The sequence below is a fragment of the Paenibacillus sp. EKM206P genome (assembly GCF_011066155.1).
GTDB classification, from domain to species: Bacteria; Bacillota; Bacilli; order Paenibacillales; family Paenibacillaceae; genus Paenibacillus; species Paenibacillus polymyxa_D.
In genome coordinates this window covers 140,100-156,644 of record NZ_JAAMNQ010000001.1, presented here as the reverse complement: position 1 = coordinate 156,644, position 16,545 = coordinate 140,100, and the positions used below count along the sequence as shown (strand labels likewise).

Genomic DNA, 16,545 nt, shown 5'->3' with positions numbered 1-16,545 from the left:
ATAGATCAAGGGTTTCGCCTCATTAATGGGAATGTTTGAATTATTTGGTACATTGGTTTTTGACCCAATCGTGTTGCATATAAAACAAATTCTCCCACTTCCCAAGGCCCACCGCTTCGGTCATTTGGCTGCCACACAGAAGCTGGAACGGGCTGTCCCCCTGTGTACGAACGTGCTACGGTGATATGAGGCCGATAGGGTCTGTCCTCAGGTTTAAAACCAAGCGGTTTGGTAGCACGAAGTATAGACTGATATAGCTGCTCTAGCGACTCTCGCTGTTCAGTCACTCCTTTCCAGAGTACACGTGGAAATTCTTCACGGCCAAAAAAACCTGCTTCTCCAATGCCAAGTGTGAACGGGTGATGCTCAGCTGCCGCTTGAACTAAAACCTGCTCAAGTTTCGGGATACCCGACGTCTCCACATCACCCAAAAACTGAAGCGTCACGTGGTAATCTCTGAAATCAACCCATTTGCGAAAAGAAAGATCACTCAAATCCTGCTCCACCCAATGATGTAAGTTCTTCTTGTGCTCATTTGGGAGAGCAATAGCTGTAAAAAGTCTTTGCGATTCATCTTTCATCAACCTTTACCTCCTTTGCTATAGATATTTGTGGATATTTCAAAAGCAGCTGTTTGGATTGTCCCTAATCAGGGTAAAGCCATTTGTTGTTATATATAGTGACACCGCGAGCTCGTTTTTATCCTTCTTATGCAATTTTTTCAGCAATCTGTTATTCTTGAAAAGATGGTTCGCCAGAATATATTGGAAACTCCAAGGAATCAAAAATCGAGGAGGCTGTGAACTATGGGAAACATTTTAAGCTTACATCAACTGACGGAAGAGCAAAAAAAACAAGTTCGTGCAGCGGCTTCGGGCTACGAGTTGATTATTGGCAAAGCTCAGGAATTAGAATCTAAACAAATCCGGGAGGCCGAGATTATTCTGGGCTGGTCCAAGCATATTGCCGAAGATGCATTACATCCAGACAGCAAGCTGAAGTGGATACAAACCTGGTCGGCTGGGATTGATAAGCTACCGCTTACCGAATTGGAGAAGCGTAACATTTTACTCACGAATACGAGTGGTGTGCATGCCATTCCAATTACAGAGCAGATCTTTGGAATGCTGCTATCGCATACACGTTATTTACAGCAAGCAGCTCTCTTGCAGCGTCAGAAAACATGGCAACCACCGAAAGGCCAACTGACGGAATTACGTGGCAAAACGCTGTTGATTACAGGCGTTGGCGAAATTGGCCGTGAAACAGCGCGGATTGCAGAATCCTTTGGCATGCGGGTAATCGGAGTCCGCCGTTCTGGCAAGGAAGCTCCGCATGTAGAGCATATGTATACTAACGAACAACTACACGATGCATTGGGAGCAGCGGATATCGTGGTAAATATATTGCCATTCACCGAGGAGACTCATCACTTCTTTGACGAAAAAGCATTTGCAGCTATGCGTAAGGGAGCCTTCTTCATTAATGTAGGTCGCGGTGGAACCGTTCATACGGATGCGCTTGTACGCTCTTTGGAGCAAAAGCATATTGCCTTTGCCGGACTGGATGTATTCGAGGAAGAACCACTACCTGCGTCACATCCACTATGGAGTCTGGACCATGTTTTGATCACACCGCATATTGCAGGCGATACGGACCGATACGCCGAACGAGCGGTAGATATTTTTCTTACTAATTTGAATGCCTATGCCGCTGATCAGGAACTGCCGTTGAATTTGGTTAACTATAAAACTCAGTATTAACACACTACTTACAGATCCAGATTTCCCGACTCATACCTGTCTTATGTATGCGACATTGCTCCGTAAGGGTCCAACCTGACTCGGATAACAATGTTTCCATCGGCTCCGTGCTCACGACCACCGCCCGCGCGGCCAAGCGTCTCAGACTGCGCAGCATCTTCTTTTGTTCATCAGCCGGGAGCACGGAGCACAGGTTATAGGGCATATCCAATATGGCCGCATCGTATGTGCCTTCGAGCTTATTCATATCCCCGAGTTTCACTAGATCTTCTTCATATCCAAAATGACGCATATTCACTCGTGCCCCACGCACCGCCAACGGATTGATATCACAACCGCGAATATCCTTTCCCATACTTAATGCTTCAATCATTACATTGCCCATACCACAACACGGGTCCAGCAGTTTCAATGAGCCTGGTTCTCCCTTTGTTGCTATTAGATCAGTTGCTGCCAAATTCACAAGTGCCCTAGCTACCAGAACGGGGAGTCCAGTAGAATAATTTTGCGGCTTCTGACGACGCTCCTGCCACGATCTGTCGCTATACTGACACCTACCCAGTAGCCACCGTTCTCCTATCCGAATAACACCAAGGGTGATATCCGGTGTCTTCATTTGCGCCTGCCCATGAATACGCGCGCCAATCCGGCGTTCGATCCCGCGCCGCTCGTCATAGTCGGCCTCATGGTCACCTTCTTTAAGGCACAACACCTTGAAAGTCTTTCCTTCCTCAAGCTGTAACATAGAGGCTGCTTCGCATAGCTCTTCCAGTGTTCCCGCATCTGTCACTACATCCAGCCGAAGATGAATAAACGGGCTGGTCCCCGGTTCCAGGCGTCGATGGGACAACAGGATGGAATCCTGCACGGGCGGCTGACCGAACAAACATTTTAATTCCAAAAGACATAACTCACGCTCTGTTTCATGACACGCATAGGTATACACGTAGCTTGGTTTCATTTCATCGATATTCGTTTTCTGTTTATTCATGTCAGATCTCTTTTCATCTTTTCATTAGGAATCAAGGCTAGAATTTACGGCCTCCGCTATTAGACGGTAGGAGTGAAGCCGCTGCTCATAATCGGGAATCGGTGTGACCAACAGAAACTCATCGTTATCATATTTAATCTGCAAACCACGTAACCGTTCGGCAATAACCGACGGCGTTCCCACCAGCCAGCTGGCCCGAATTGCCGGGTCGCCCAATGTAATCTGAGCAGCCCATTGCTGCGCCAGCTCATCCGTCAAGGCACATACTGCGCCTACAGCAACCATGGTACGTGGCTTGTCTATCCGATTGGATGGCTGAAAGCTGGAGCGGTAAATGCTGAGCATCTCTTCTGTTTGATGTTCACTCATAAACTGACCGAATACATAGCCTGTTGAATACTGGGCGGCATATTCGGCACTTTTTCGGTTTGTGCCCAGCATCCACACTGCTGGCGGCTGTTCAGGCATTGGCCGGGCAAACACAGGCACCTGTTCATATTCGTAAGTACCTTCCAGCAAAGCCAATAGAGCTTCCATCGTCTGTGGCAGCTCCGTCACATGTTGAAGAAAATTGCCGCTCAGTGCCATCGAAGCATGAGGTCCCCCACCAGGTGCTCTCCCCAGACCCAATTCGACTCTGCCAGGATATAGAGCGGCCAGCAGATGAAACCATTCCGCGACCTTGACTGGACTATAATGCGGAAGCAAGATAGCACCCGCACCCAGTTTGATTGTCTTCGTCACCGCCCCGATATGAGACAGCAGCACTTCCGGGCTGGAGGAAGCCAGCCCCTCCATATCATGGTGCTCCGAGGTCCAGTAACGTGTATATCCCCACGCTTCTGCCTGTCTCGCTAGTTCGCCAGCTCGTTGAACCGCCTGCTCCGGACGGTTACCGGGCAGCAACGGCACCATATCGAGCACACCGAGATTCAACCTTTTTATAGATAAAGACCGAGATGGCATAGACACAATCCTCCCTCCTACTATCAGCTATAAACCAGTTTCTTCTACTATATAGGGGGAATTTAAAGGTTAATCCAGATCATAAATGGAACCCACCTTCAGGCCGTATAACTCATTATAGATTTTTTCAGCAAAAGCATCGGTCATGCCTGCAATATAGTCTATGACCATATGCTCCCATGTCCAGATCGGCTTCGTCTTGGCTTGGTCGCGCTCATAGCGCTGGAGCCAGTCGCTTGGAATAATAGATTTGGATGTTTCCGGGTCCAGAAAAGCCAACCAAAGTCGTTTGAGCATCCACTCACTCCGTTTTTGCAGTCGCTGTACGCGCAGATCGCGGATCATCGTAACCCAAGCAAAGCTTTTCAATACACTCACCGTGCGCAGCATATCCAAATCTTCGTTTCCATCCCGTACAAAGGTCACTTTTTTCCAATTTCCATCATCAATGACACCCAAGCTGCTGACAAACAGACTGACCCAGTATGCCTTCACTTCACGGCGGGTCCGGGAATAATCGTGTTCACACATCGGCATCTTGCCATTCCACACCTTCAAAAATTCACTCAGCACAGCCGCTACCTTCTGCTCAATCTGAGCCAGTTGCCAGCCTTGCCAGAAGCTATCCTCCAACGTGGTGATTTTCTCCGTAATCAGACGAATTAAATACGGATCATACAAGAAGTGCTCGTGTACCTCGATTTTTCCAGCCTTAATCCCATCCTCCAAATCATGCGCAGAATAAGCGATATCGTCGCACAGGTCCATAAGCTGGGCTTCCAGCGTTTTTTTACCATCAGGGATACCCCAATCCTCGCGGATGGAACGTATATATTCCCACTCATGCAGATACAACCCTTTTTTGTTCAGAATCCCTGGGTACGGGTATTTGTTGATCCCCAGTAACACAGCGTCCGACAAATTCAAACCATCCACGTTCTCACGCTTCTCCAAAAACATAATCAGCCGGAAATTGTGCGCATTCCCTTCAAAATGCTCATAAATTCGTCGCTCACGCGCATAGGCCTCCTGTCCACGCTTGGACTCCAGTGTGAAGCCTCCGGCAGAGGATATCTTTTCTACCTTTGTTTCAATCAGTTGATCCAAAATCCCGTCCAGTACTTCTTCTCCCTTGTGCCCGAACGGGGGATGCCCAAAGTCATGTGCGATGGAAGCACATTCTACCACCTCAGGGTCAATGATCAGTCCTGCGTTATCTGCCTGTTCCAGCTCTACTTCAGGATGGCGGCGCAGCAAGCTTCGGGATGCTTCACGCGCAATTTGCGCTACCTCCAAGGAATGCGTCAGTCGTGTGCGATAATAATCGCCCGTGCCTGCACCAAATACCTGTGATTTACCCTGCAACCGACGGAAAGTCGGTGAATGAATCAAACGGGAGTAATCCCGTTCATATGCGGCCCGTGAAGCGTCGCTTCGTGTCTGTTCCGCAAATTGCCGATGCTCTCTCTTGTCCTGCCATGTCATAAATCCCACTCCCTACGTACTCAATTGGAGTGATTATACATTTTTTTCGCGCTTCATGAAAGCTCACATGACTTTCAGTTATATATGTAAGCATCAAACTATCCCACCTAGCGCATTATCGCCTATCAAGTCAAGCCAGTGGTCAGACGATGAGAAATAAAAAAACAAGTCCCAACTATGTCCCGAGACTTGTTTTTGCTTATGATAACTTCTATTTTTCCATTAATTTATTGAATATTTCTCTATCTTCGGAAGTAAAATCGGAAATCCGTTTCTTTTGCTTGTATGTGTTGGTACTTGAATCCAGCTTAATGAAGCTATTTTCACCAACCACATATACGATATTGTTTTTTATCTTATATGACACAATATTATCAACAGTATTTTCCGTTGGATCAGCAAGATGATTATAAAGTATTAAAGGGTCGTCCGGCCCCCCTCTAAAAATTTGAAAAGTCCCGTCACCAAAATATTCTACGGTATCTTTGCCTGATGGGTATTTATACTTCGTATCATCCCCAGAATTCACCAGGAAAATTAGAGTAGTAATTATAACTAGTAGAGAGATCAAGATCAAAATAAAGATATATCTACGCTTCATCTACAATTCACACTCACTTCCAAGCTTTTCTTGTATCAGTTACTGTTACATAAGACGTATACTCATTTAATGTTCCCCATGATTCCATTAAATTTGTTAGGTTTGCTGCAGCCCAACCAAGTTTGTTGTTCCCAGTAAACATTTGTTTAAAATTATACTCAAAATTATATTTATCATAATATATTGTAGTAATTTTCCATTGCCCGTCAACGTAGTTTCCATTTATTTTATAATACATCTTGTGAAAAGCATTATATAAATCTTTATCACTTTCTAATCCCTTAGATTCATTATTCGAAAAACTTTTAGCTTTATTAGCATTAGCTTTTTTGACTTCGTCATTAACTATTGCGATGTGTTCTTTAGATTTTTTAATTTGCTGCGCCTCATATGACCATTCGTTAAAGTGTAAATTTCCTGGGTTGTAATCAAGTGAATGTTGAAGTAAATTGGCTGTGATGTCCCCGTACTTCTTTCGAGCTATAGGAACAGCTACTAATGTAAAAGCTTTACGATCAGGATAATGTAGTACAGTATCTGAAGAATTCTTTACCTTCTCTACGCCTCGCACCCAAGTCTTTTCTAGTTCTACCATAGGATTTTCAAACGGAAAAGTATTACTTCCTGCATACACTAACATATTCTTACTATATGCATCTTCTAGTACTTTTTCCGAGACATCAGACTGTTCCTTTTCTCTTGTTTCCTTAAGTTCTAACTGAGGACTATATTGAATTTTTCCCAATTGATCTTCTTTTTGTTTTAAAACAAGTTCAAACTCAAGAATCTCTTTGCTGGTATCAATCTGTTCTTGATACTCATGTACGTAAGCGTGTGTAAACGTAATATCTCGAATTGTGTTTTCATTTCTAACGATTTGGATATTACATTTTCGATAGTAATCCTCAGTATCAGGTTCATATTCTGTGTTTGCCCATGTGTACAGCATGTTGGAATTATCCGCATTGTCTATAACTGAAGGAAGCGAATGAAGCGGAATTTTGCTTAGAATATGTAGCGAATGAACCAAGTTTGTAGACTTAGCTGAAAGGTTTAGGGAACTATTATTTTTATAAGTAAAGCCAGTGATCTCACCTTTTACAAACTCGATTGGTTCACCACCGGATTTACGTTCTATTCTTAATGAAATGCTCATTGAAATAATCTCCTCTGTTAATTCAATCTAGTTTTGTAGGAAATATTTGTGAAAAAATAATTTCCAAATATTAATATATACGAAAGATATTAAATAGTAAACATATTTTTAACTTGTACTTTTTCAGTTCGAATCGAATTTGAAAATCTAATATAAAAAAGGTGTTCCCCAGCCATTGGATTCAGGCCAGAGAACACCTCTTTACTCAACTTTATATCCCTCACCACTTTTGCTCTAACGCTTTGCCCTCGGGTCCAATACATCCCGCAGCCCATCACCCATCAGATTAAAGCCTAATACGGTCAGCATGATAGATATCCCCGGAAAAATAACTGTCCACGGCGCGTTCTGGATATATTGCCGCGAATCGGACAACATTTTACCCCACTCTGGCTCAGGAGGTTGTGCACCCAAGCCTAGAAATCCAAGCGCTGCTGCTTCAATGATAGCCGTTCCGATCCCCAACGTTCCCTGTACGATGATTGGTGTCAGGCTGTTAGGCAAAATATAACGGAGGATGATTCGTGTATTATTGGCTCCAAGCGCTCTAGCAGAAGTGATATACTCCTCTGTTTTGACACTCAGCACCTTAGAGCGAACTAACCTTCCATACGTTGGCACATTGACAATGGCAATGGCGTACAGCGCATTTTCCAATGAAGGCCCTAGAATGGCCACAATAGCAATGGCCAGCAAAATACCCGGAAATGCCAGTAAAATGTCGAATAGCCGCGAAATGATCATATCTGCCCATTTTCCGTAAAATCCTGCGATTAAACCTAAGGCGGTTCCTACAATCATTGAACCAATAACAGACAAGAAACCGACCCACAACGAGATTCTGGCTCCATACAGCGTGCGAGTCAGTAAATCTCGACCGAGATCATCCGTACCGAACCAATGCTCCGCAGAAGGAGGCTGCAAACGGCTCACCAAATTTTGCTCTTTATAGTCAAAAGGAGCAATCCACGGCGCGATCAAAGCAATGATGACAAAGAAGATAATAATGCTCAGGCCGACGAACGCCATTTTATTGTGACGGAATGCCCTCCACGCGTCCCTCCAAGGGCCAGTCACAACAGGCAAATGCGCCAATGTACTGCGTGTCGTCGGTATGTTGTTGGGTTCCATTGAAAATTGTGACATCGGACAAGCTCCCCCTTGAACAATTGACGACTTGATTACTGATAACGGATACGCCGGTCGAGAACCGCGTACAACAAATCGACAATCAGATTAATGATGACGAACAGAAACGCTATGATCAGAATTCCGCTTTGAATAACCGGATAGTCACGCGAGCTGATCGCTTCAAAAATGTACCGCCCGATGCCGGGCCAGGCAAAAATGGTTTCTGTCAGTACCGCGCCTCCCAGTAGTGATCCCGTCTGAAGACCGATGACAGTAAGCACAGGGATCGCAGCATTTTTAAGCGCATGTTTGTACACGACTTGAAAAGATGCCAGCCCCTTCGCCCGAGCCGTACGGATATAGTCCGCATCCATAACCTCCAGCATACTGGAACGGGTAATGCGCGCAATGACCGCCATTGGAATCGTTCCCAGTGCGATACTGGGTAGGATCAAATGCTTGATAACGGTCCACACCTGATCCATACGTCCACCTATGAACGCATCAATCACGGCTAAATGTGTCACAGCTTCCACCGGATCACGGGAATTCATGCGTCCGATGGAAGGAAGCCAATGCAGCTTATTTGCAAAAATCCATTGCTCCATCAAGCCCAGCCAAAAAATCGGCATCGATACTCCGACCAGTGCAATGACCATGCTGACATAGTCAAACCAGGAATTTCGCTTCCAGGCACTCACGATGCCAGCGTTCATTCCAACTACTATGGCAAAAAACATGCTCACTACTGTCAACTCCAGCGTAGCCGCCAGATAAGGAAGCATTTCCCGGGCAATCGGCTGTCTGGTGCGAATGGAATCACCCAAGTCTCCATGTGCCAGTTCACTCAAATAGGTTCCATATTGCTGAAACCACGGCTTATCCAGTCCCAATTGCTCACGTAGCGCCTGCTTGGACTGTTCCGTAGCTTTATCTCCTAGTATGGTTTCCGCCGGATCACCCGGAATAGCATGAATAATCGAAAATACGATAAGCGTCATGCCTAGTAATACAGGAATCAATATGGCCAGTCTTTTTACAATATATGAGTTCATATCCTATTCACCGCCTGCTTGCGTTTGGGCTATTCAAAATAAATATTTCCGTACGCTTCCATACCTGCCGGAGAAGGTACAAAACCCTTGAGGTTCGCTTTACCTGCCATCAACGGTGTGCTGTGAACCAAGGGAATCCACGGTGCATCCTGTTTAATAATCACTTGTGCTTGTTTATACAGTTCCCCACGCTTGTCCTGATCGACCTCAACCTGCGCCTTCACCAATACTTTATGGAGTTCCTCATTCACATAAAAACTACGGTTATTGCCTGGAATCGTATCCTTGTCCAGCAATGTATAAAGGAAATTATCCGGGTCACCATTGTCCCCGTTCCATCCCAGCATGTACAGATCATCCTTCTCTCCTGCTTTAAGATCATCCAGATACGTAGCCCATTCTGGAGATTGGATGTTGACTTTGACGCCTATTTTTTCAAAATCGGCTTGAATGGCCTCGGCCACCTTTTTGCCGTCAGGCATATAAGGACGAGATACGGGCATTGCATAGAAGGTTAACGGCTCGGGAAGCCCGTTAGGAAAGCCTGCTTCCGCCAGTAAAGATTTAGCCTTATCCAGATCATAGGCGTAGTCCTGAATACTATCGTTGTACCCCCATAACGTAGGTGGCATCGGATTGACCGCAGGCTTAGCCTGCCCTGCAAACAATGCATCAATAATGGCCTGTTTGTTCACTGCGTGATTCAGCGCCTGGCGCACCTTGGGATTATTGAATGTTTTTTTCTTTAAATTAAATCCAATGTACGCCACATTAAAGGAGGGACGTTCAATTTTCACCAATTCGCTATTACCGTCTAGCTGCTTTGCATCATCCGGATTCAAATCCTCCATCAGGTCAATTTCTCCATTTTGCAGAGCATTAAATCGCGCGGTATTGTCGGGTATGGAACGAACAATGATCTTTGCCAACTTCGGCTGGCCCTCTTTCCAATAGTTTGGATTCTTCTCCAGCGTGATGGTATCGTTCCGTTTCCATTCCTTAAATACAAAAGGCCCCGTGCCGACCGGATTACTCTTGAAATCAGCCTTTTTCTCCTGAATTGCCTTGGGACTTGCAATACTAAAGGATGGCATAGCGATATTTTGTAAAAACGGCGCCTGCGGCTTGTTTAGTGTAAACTGGACACTGTTCGCATCTACCGCTTTAACCTCCTTAATCACCCTACTTCCTTCAGGACCGAACATAGAATCATAATAGTCAAACGAGTCACCTTCAAATTTGTATGGACTTTTTGGATCAGCCCAGCGGTCAAAGTTAAACACAACCGCTTCAGCGTTAAAGTCACTTCCATCATGGAATTTTACACCCTGGCGCAGCTTGAACGTATAGACCAGTCCATCCGGTGATACTTCCCAGCTCTCTGCAAGTCCCGGTTGGATCTCCGTTGTGTTTTCCTTATATTCCAGCAGTGTGTCGAACACTTGCATTCCAATTTTTAGCGACTCGCTTTCAGTCACAATGGCAGGATCTAGCGCCACGGAATCTCCGCCGCGTCCATAAATAAGCGTGTCCTGCACGCCCTCTCCTGCTCCGCTTGGTGTTTTCCCTGCCTCTGGCTTTGCTCCTTCACCTGATCCCCCACAACCGGAAAGCGCCAAAACAGCTCCTAGCGCAAGCACCAGCAGAACGGTCCAGATTTTGTGTTTTGCATACTTTTTGCTCATGCAGCAAACCCCTTTCACACCTTATATATTGTTAATTCGTTGATACCGGATGAATGCCAATTCTTGAATTGACATGACAAGCTTGTCCTCAAGCTGTAATCCCAGGTTCCGAGTTCATCAAATAGGTGTAGTAGGACAGAAGTGTTCATAATCTAGTGGTGTAAGAGATGCTGTAGGGTAATGAATAAATGTGATGTGATAAAGAGAAAGAGGAGTATGTAAGGTCGTGGTGAAAGTGTGACATATACTCACAAACAGTGAATATTATGCTCAAACAAAGTTGATTATTGGATACTTTACTATAAAATCTGGAAGCCGACAAGGGGGTTTTTCATACATTACGATATGTTTTTATACATCATGTCAATTAATATTACAAACCTACAGACACGATCATATCAAATATATGCTTCTGCTGGGGGTCTTTAACCTCCAAACAGGAGCATAATAAGTGCAGGCGGTTGTCTTTGAACCGCCTGTCTATTTACGTTTCAGGCGTATGGCTTAGTCCACATAAAAATAATTCCTTCCGGGCAAAAAATTTATAAAAGATCATTTGGTTGCTTTAAACACACCCAGACGGTTCAGTACGACCAGTAAGCGATAAAAATCGTAACTGCTTGGTAGTTTCGCATCCACAATCGGGCTTGCCGGATGAAATGCAACGGCGGCAGCCATTGCTTCCTTTGCCCAGATCGGTACAGGCATAGTTTGACGCGCCTCCAGCTCAGCTACCCGCTGATCCACTTTTTTAATATAAGCGCTTTGTTCATTCAACGTCTGCTTGAGCACATCTTTGCTGTTTTCAAGAGCGGCGACCTGCTGCTGCAGGGTCTTAAATGCCGCTTTTTCCTCTGCTGTCATTGGCTCCTCCCCCTCTTCTCCTGCAAATGCTTGGCGTAACTCAGCCTCTGTTCCAGCATATACATTCAGATCAACTGGCCCTTGAATGCCTTCAACCCGTCCACTATCGCTGTATTGCCAGAAGTCCCAGAGCTTCCATGGTGTGGTATCATTGGGCACTCGTGTGCTGTAACGCGCAATCCATAGCTTATAACTACCCAACGGGACTTTAAAATGGGTAGCAAAAGCATTGCCCGTATATACCATCGGCTTGCTGCCGCTGACTCGCTCAAATTCCGTCAAAAATGCCAGTGCAATCTCATGAATTGCGGCTGAGCTAAGCGATCCCGGATTGTTTTCATAATCCATTACCGCTGGCAAGTCCAGCACTTTCACCCCACCCACCTGCTCCAACACCTCGGCGAAATGCCTGGCTTCTGCTTTTGCTGCATTTACATTGGTCGCATCTACAAAATGGTACGCTCCTAGTAAGAGCCCGGCTGCCTTGATCCCTTTTGCATTCGTGATAAATGTCGGATCGACGTAACGCTGTCCTTGACTCGCTTTAATAAAGGCAAACGATTTACCATCGGCTCGCACACGCTTCCAATCAATCGTTCCCTGATATCGGGACACGTCAATGCCTTCGGCAGCGTTAGGGCTGCGATTCTGCATAAGGCGTTCCCTCCTTATCATTCATAATGTTATAGCTCACTTTGTCTCTGTTATCCATATGCTTGGACCATCCATACGGTCTGGGCTTTTCCACTTTTACACCGAAAAAAGGGCAAAAAGGTAGTCAGCCTATTTGGGTAGTGGCCACTGCTGACACTTTATGAAACTTTATTTTCTTTGTCAGAAGGGTCGGTTGACTTTATTTTTTCCCCACTCGACTTAGACTCAAAAATAGCTACCGCATTCCGTAAAATATCCGGCATCGGTACTCCCATTCTGCCCACATTTTCAATAATGGACAACAGCTCGTTCGCTAAATAAAAGAAAACGACGGCATCCCGGAAGTAATGTGCATCTCCGAGAATACCGTCGATTAAATGAGCTACCGTAATGAGCAAAAACACGGTAACCTTGCGAAAAATACCGTAATACCCCTGGCGGCTTTTTAGCTCCCCATTAATCCAAGCCGCTGCCCATCCGGTGAAAAAGTCGATCACGACCATCCACCACAGCAACGTCAACATTGTGGTCCACCCCCCGAAAAAATAACCGATCAAGGTCCCCGTGGAAAGCCCCAGCCAAATCTGATCGATCTTTTCATGCATGTTTGTTCCCCCTTTTGAACCTAGGTGTAAAGTGAATGCCCTTGGACTGATCCAAGGGCATATAAACAATGATTTTTATTTTGTTCTCTATACTGTTTTCTTACGGAAAATAGAGGTATACCATTTAACCGTTTCTTCCTGTTCATTTGAAGCATCGGTTGATGACGATCCTTCTACGTTGCCCGCTATTAGATCAGAACGCTTGGATAAAATAATCTTCATTACTTGTTCACGCTGTTCTACATCTAAAGCGTAGCTTCCCATGATCGTTGCTATATTGCCCTCACCCCGCTCATAGCGAGTGATGCAAGCATAAGCACAAATACGCATTTGTGCCTCTGTTAAAGCGGCCATGTTTATAGTTTCACCTCTTTTATATAAAGATGCTGTTACATATAATCCTCAGTACACGTTATTTTCCTGTGTTACCAAGCATAAGCTGGGTCAACGTCACTTCGAGATCTGCAATCCGCTGCTTCAGTTGATCTGTCTCGCTTGGCTGTTGTTCTGCTTTTTGTGTCAGTTCCTTAATTGCTTCCTCACTCAATCCTTCACTCCAGAACGTCGTTGGGTCTCTTCGTTCTGGGGCCATGAATGTCTGAGCAGAATATATAGGTTCGTCTCCACGTTCGTTTTCAGGTTTGTTTTGCCATTCATCATGCTGCTTCTGAAATAAAGCTTGGGATTCGTTGTTCAACTCCTCATAGGCTTTTTGCGCTTCTATCAGCTTTTGATCATATTTCGCTTCGTAGGCCAGCCAACCTTGGATGTCAAAACGAGGATGGTATAGACCTGGTGGTACTGGAATCCCTACTGTATAACCAGCAGGGATGCTTTTTGAACTTGTTCCATCTATGGTACTAGAGCTACTGTCAGTATGCTGATGGGTGTCTAGTTGCTGGTTTGTACCAGATAGCGTGAGTGAAGATGGAGTATAAAAAGGAACGACACCTGAAAAGGTATCGTCCACCAGTTCGTCCTCCAGATAGAGGCCATCTGTATTTACTTTAGGTACTGCTTTCATGTGCCAACCCTCCTTTATCTATTCGCTAAGAACTTAATACCATCTAACCTCATCCAAGCCAAGGATACAGTAGACTCCATTTGCACATTGCCATTTTCACTCACAAGTACTTTTATAGCAACATCCGCAGAGCCCGTGTTGCCCGCACACATTAAGGCAACGAGTTGTTTAGGTCTATATCCTACAGGCAAGCGGAACATTACGAACGTACCTGCTGCGGGTGGCTTAACAGACCCTTGAAACGTCACAAGACCGTCCGAGGATTTAACGTACTCTACCGGAGAAAATGCAGCCTCAACAGTGACCCCGTTTAGCAATGTCGGATTCAACACATCAGGATTATCTTTGTCAGCCTTCTTATTCTCCAGCACAGACACCCGCGCCGTGTTCTGCTGTACGCTATCCGTCAAGTCCGCGAGCAGCGTCTTTTCGTTGGCTGCGTAAGAACCTGTGAACGGTACGATTGGCGAACGATCAAGCATAAGATACGTAACGGTGTATGCTTCGGACGCAATGTAATCGCGTTCTGGCGTATACGCAAGCTCGCCAGGTGCTTGACTTGTGGAAATCACCCTGAATGTATCATCCTGTTTCGACGTTCTGAACACATGTAGTATTTTCTTGGCTTTACTCTTTAACAGCGATTTTGGTAACCCTTCACTGTTTATCTGATAGTTCAGTCCTACAGATTCATACTGTGGTTTTACTGATTCTCTCAGCACAATGCCCGTACCTACTTCAACTTGATTGTCACCCTCAACAAAGGATAATTGCCCCTCTGAAACGATAGGTTCCACAGTAGGAGTTGCGAGTTGATATACGAGCTGGTACGGTGTATACCCTGCATATGACTGTTGCGGTGCGGATTGTGTGAAAGTAGGAGTTCCCACGCGTTGAACCCAATACTTAGTACCTGTACCGCTCCAGGTTGCTGTGGTCATGGTTTGAGCATCAGCAGGAGTGATGGTGTTAGCATCGTACGCCTTATATCCGTAAAAGTAGGCTTTGATATCGTCTAATGTCGGTGTGTAGCTGTCTGCCCATCCGCTGTCTGTAACGGGGACAGATATAGCAAAATTTAAAGCTATCGGGTCTATCGACCATCTATCCGCATTAGACTCATGGTCACCCCAAAACAATATTTTACCGTTGTATTTTGCTGCGGCTGCACCAGGACTACCATAGTTATAGTTAGCACCTGGAATTACAGGGTATATAGTTTTAAATCCTGTCTTATTTGCTATACCATTCACTGCTGTAATCTTGCCGCCTTCTAACAGGACGCTTTCAAACCGTTTCACTTTGAAATATTGACCATCACGTTCAAACACTGTATCAGCATTAGCCCCTGTAACTGGATCGGCGTACAGGTCTGTTTGCAATGCCAACATGGAATCCTCGCGCGGCTTGAATGCTTTAGCTGTGCTGCCGATGTTGAGCATTGGCTTTGTCATGGTAACGGCTGTTGATGATGTCCCTAGCAATCGGATATTAGCAGCTCGACTCGTTGCTGTGAATGTGGCGCTTAACAACCCCGAACCCACTGCCTCAACTATAATAGCGGACTCAGGATCGTCCGTAACCGTAACCCTACCAGTCGCCCCACCCGATTGAACTGATACAGTGTACTTTTGTCCGGGCATTAGCGGCGATACAGTGTGTACTATTTTGTTATCCAACGTGACAGTAATGCTCTTTTCGTCCACTATGGTAGGTGTCCCCTGTTTGGCTGACCACTCAAAGAAAGAAGGCAACATATTCTCCCCATACCGAATCGCATACGGATTACGTACAGGCATTACGCTTTCCACATATGGATATTTGGTAACTATCTGTTCAGCGGTCATGCTGTCTAAGGCAGCATAATCTGAAGCGCTGATCTCATAAAGACGAATAGCGTCTGCATAAAAAGCTTGGCCAGTTGCTGTTGAAATTGATGCAACTTCTAAGTTCATCTCAGTATCGTTTGTCGGTGCACATTTTGTATAGATCGTTACAAATCGACTCTGATCTTTGGACTGTTTGAGCGCCTTATTACCACCTGTAGAAAAGTTTACATAGATATTACTTGAGGCATTGATGTTTTTAACATCAGCCAGGGCGACATAGTATCTTCCACCAGTAAGCTTTAATCCGGTACTATACACGTTATACACACCGGAGGCATTCTTTGCAGTCACCTTGATAGATCCCGTACCCTGCGCCTTATTAGATGTATCCAGTGCAAGATCAGCTTCCCAACCTAAAAGGCTGTCAATTCGGTCACAAGAGCCTATCCGCCCCAACATATTCACCAACGTACGTCCACTTAGTCCCGTCAGCGAAAATGGCGCAGCCTTTTCCGCATGAACCATCTGCACCCCGGGTTCGAGAGTTACCGTCTTACGCTCTGTCGTATCCAGACGCTTCTTGATCTCATTCACACCATCATTCACGTCACCAGCAAATTCATCAACAGCCCGCCAGTTTTGGTCCAAATACTTCTCCAAATCAAAATACGTGGTTTTGGGCGATGTGCGGTCAATTTGATTCAAGCCAAGATTTGGTGTTTTTTCACTTGCCATG

15 protein-coding genes are annotated in these 16,545 nt (G+C 45.4%); 1 reads left to right on the top strand and 14 read right to left on the bottom strand.

The window, feature by feature from the left end; genetic code table 11:
- Nucleotides 1-5: 5 nt before the first annotated feature.
- On the bottom strand, nt 6-581 hold the full coding sequence (gene thpR / locus G9G53_RS00695) for an RNA 2',3'-cyclic phosphodiesterase (RefSeq protein WP_165144633.1): 576 nt from the start codon (nt 579-581) through the stop codon (nt 6-8).
- Between the two features lie 225 nt (nt 582-806).
- Between thpR and G9G53_RS00690 the strand changes: the two genes are divergently transcribed.
- Nucleotides 807-1,763, top strand: a complete 957-nt coding sequence (locus tag G9G53_RS00690; protein WP_039269519.1) for a D-2-hydroxyacid dehydrogenase — start codon at nt 807-809, stop codon at nt 1,761-1,763.
- Nucleotides 1,764-1,767: 4 nt separating this feature from the next.
- On the opposite strand, the gene G9G53_RS00685 is transcribed toward G9G53_RS00690, so the two are convergent.
- The 13 genes from G9G53_RS00685 to G9G53_RS00625 form a co-directional block, all read right to left on the bottom strand.
- Complete coding sequence (locus G9G53_RS00685) at nt 1,768-2,754, bottom strand: methyltransferase domain-containing protein (RefSeq protein ID WP_165144630.1); 987 nt, start codon at nt 2,752-2,754, stop codon at nt 1,768-1,770.
- Nucleotides 2,755-2,778: 24 nt separating this feature from the next.
- The gene (locus G9G53_RS00680) at nt 2,779-3,720 is read right to left on the bottom strand and encodes an MsnO8 family LLM class oxidoreductase (protein ID WP_165145386.1); all 942 of its coding nucleotides are present in this window, start codon (nt 3,718-3,720) and stop codon (nt 2,779-2,781) included.
- 69 nt (nt 3,721-3,789) lie between these two features.
- Nucleotides 3,790-5,205, bottom strand: coding sequence for a deoxyguanosinetriphosphate triphosphohydrolase family protein (locus G9G53_RS00675; RefSeq protein ID WP_069012216.1), 1,416 nt, complete (start codon nt 5,203-5,205; stop codon nt 3,790-3,792).
- 211 nt (nt 5,206-5,416) lie between these two features.
- Nucleotides 5,417-5,806: a hypothetical protein gene (locus G9G53_RS26195; protein WP_185156333.1), complete on the bottom strand. Its 390-nt coding sequence runs from the start codon at nt 5,804-5,806 to the stop codon at nt 5,417-5,419.
- A gap of 13 nt (nt 5,807-5,819) precedes the next feature.
- Nucleotides 5,820-6,962: a hypothetical protein gene (locus G9G53_RS00665; RefSeq protein ID WP_165144627.1), complete on the bottom strand. Its 1,143-nt coding sequence runs from the start codon at nt 6,960-6,962 to the stop codon at nt 5,820-5,822.
- A 234-nt stretch (nt 6,963-7,196) separates the two neighbouring features.
- Nucleotides 7,197-8,108, bottom strand: coding sequence for a nickel transporter permease (gene nikC / locus G9G53_RS00660; RefSeq protein ID WP_029516175.1), 912 nt, complete (start codon nt 8,106-8,108; stop codon nt 7,197-7,199).
- 35 nt (nt 8,109-8,143) lie between these two features.
- Entirely contained in the window at nt 8,144-9,148 is a 1,005-nt protein-coding gene (locus G9G53_RS00655) for an ABC transporter permease (RefSeq protein WP_165144624.1), read from the bottom strand.
- A 29-nt stretch (nt 9,149-9,177) separates the two neighbouring features.
- On the bottom strand, nt 9,178-10,833 hold the full coding sequence (locus G9G53_RS00650; protein WP_165144621.1) for an ABC transporter substrate-binding protein: 1,656 nt from the start codon (nt 10,831-10,833) through the stop codon (nt 9,178-9,180).
- A 552-nt stretch (nt 10,834-11,385) separates the two neighbouring features.
- Nucleotides 11,386-12,351 (bottom strand): glycoside hydrolase family 25 protein, encoded by a 966-nt coding sequence (locus tag G9G53_RS00645; protein ID WP_165144618.1) that lies wholly within the window; start codon nt 12,349-12,351, stop codon nt 11,386-11,388.
- A gap of 158 nt (nt 12,352-12,509) precedes the next feature.
- Nucleotides 12,510-12,956 (bottom strand): phage holin family protein, encoded by a 447-nt coding sequence (locus G9G53_RS00640; RefSeq protein ID WP_039269501.1) that lies wholly within the window; start codon nt 12,954-12,956, stop codon nt 12,510-12,512.
- An 87-nt stretch (nt 12,957-13,043) separates the two neighbouring features.
- Nucleotides 13,044-13,310 (bottom strand): hypothetical protein, encoded by a 267-nt coding sequence (locus G9G53_RS00635; protein WP_165144615.1) that lies wholly within the window; start codon nt 13,308-13,310, stop codon nt 13,044-13,046.
- 58 nt (nt 13,311-13,368) lie between these two features.
- On the bottom strand, nt 13,369-13,980 hold the full coding sequence (locus G9G53_RS00630; RefSeq protein WP_165144612.1) for a hypothetical protein: 612 nt from the start codon (nt 13,978-13,980) through the stop codon (nt 13,369-13,371).
- Between the two features lie 14 nt (nt 13,981-13,994).
- Complete coding sequence (locus tag G9G53_RS00625; RefSeq protein WP_165144609.1) at nt 13,995-16,544, bottom strand: hypothetical protein; 2,550 nt, start codon at nt 16,542-16,544, stop codon at nt 13,995-13,997.
- Nucleotide 16,545: the final 1 nt, after the last annotated feature.

Bases quoted from the DNA above. Each gene is read 5' to 3' on its own strand.
- thpR (WP_165144633.1), bottom strand. From the start codon at position 581: ATGAAAGATGAATCGCAAAGACTTTTTACAGCTATTGCTCTCCCAAAT.
- G9G53_RS00690 (WP_039269519.1), top strand. From the start codon at position 807: ATGGGAAACATTTTAAGCTTACATCAACTGACGGAAGAGCAAAAAAAA.
- G9G53_RS00685 (WP_165144630.1), bottom strand. From the start codon at position 2,754: ATGAATAAACAGAAAACGAATATCGATGAAATGAAACCAAGCTACGTG.
- G9G53_RS00680 (WP_165145386.1), bottom strand. From the start codon at position 3,720: ATGCCATCTCGGTCTTTATCTATAAAAAGGTTGAATCTCGGTGTGCTC.
- G9G53_RS00675 (WP_069012216.1), bottom strand. From the start codon at position 5,205: ATGACATGGCAGGACAAGAGAGAGCATCGGCAATTTGCGGAACAGACA.
- G9G53_RS26195 (WP_185156333.1), bottom strand. From the start codon at position 5,806: ATGAAGCGTAGATATATCTTTATTTTGATCTTGATCTCTCTACTAGTT.
- G9G53_RS00665 (WP_165144627.1), bottom strand. From the start codon at position 6,962: ATGAGCATTTCATTAAGAATAGAACGTAAATCCGGTGGTGAACCAATC.
- nikC (WP_029516175.1), bottom strand. From the start codon at position 8,108: ATGTCACAATTTTCAATGGAACCCAACAACATACCGACGACACGCAGT.
- G9G53_RS00655 (WP_165144624.1), bottom strand. From the start codon at position 9,148: ATGAACTCATATATTGTAAAAAGACTGGCCATATTGATTCCTGTATTA.
- G9G53_RS00650 (WP_165144621.1), bottom strand. From the start codon at position 10,833: ATGAGCAAAAAGTATGCAAAACACAAAATCTGGACCGTTCTGCTGGTG.
- G9G53_RS00645 (WP_165144618.1), bottom strand. From the start codon at position 12,351: ATGCAGAATCGCAGCCCTAACGCTGCCGAAGGCATTGACGTGTCCCGA.
- G9G53_RS00640 (WP_039269501.1), bottom strand. From the start codon at position 12,956: ATGCATGAAAAGATCGATCAGATTTGGCTGGGGCTTTCCACGGGGACC.
- G9G53_RS00635 (WP_165144615.1), bottom strand. From the start codon at position 13,310: ATGGCCGCTTTAACAGAGGCACAAATGCGTATTTGTGCTTATGCTTGC.
- G9G53_RS00630 (WP_165144612.1), bottom strand. From the start codon at position 13,980: ATGAAAGCAGTACCTAAAGTAAATACAGATGGCCTCTATCTGGAGGAC.
- G9G53_RS00625 (WP_165144609.1), bottom strand. From the start codon at position 16,544: ATGGCAAGTGAAAAAACACCAAATCTTGGCTTGAATCAAATTGACCGC.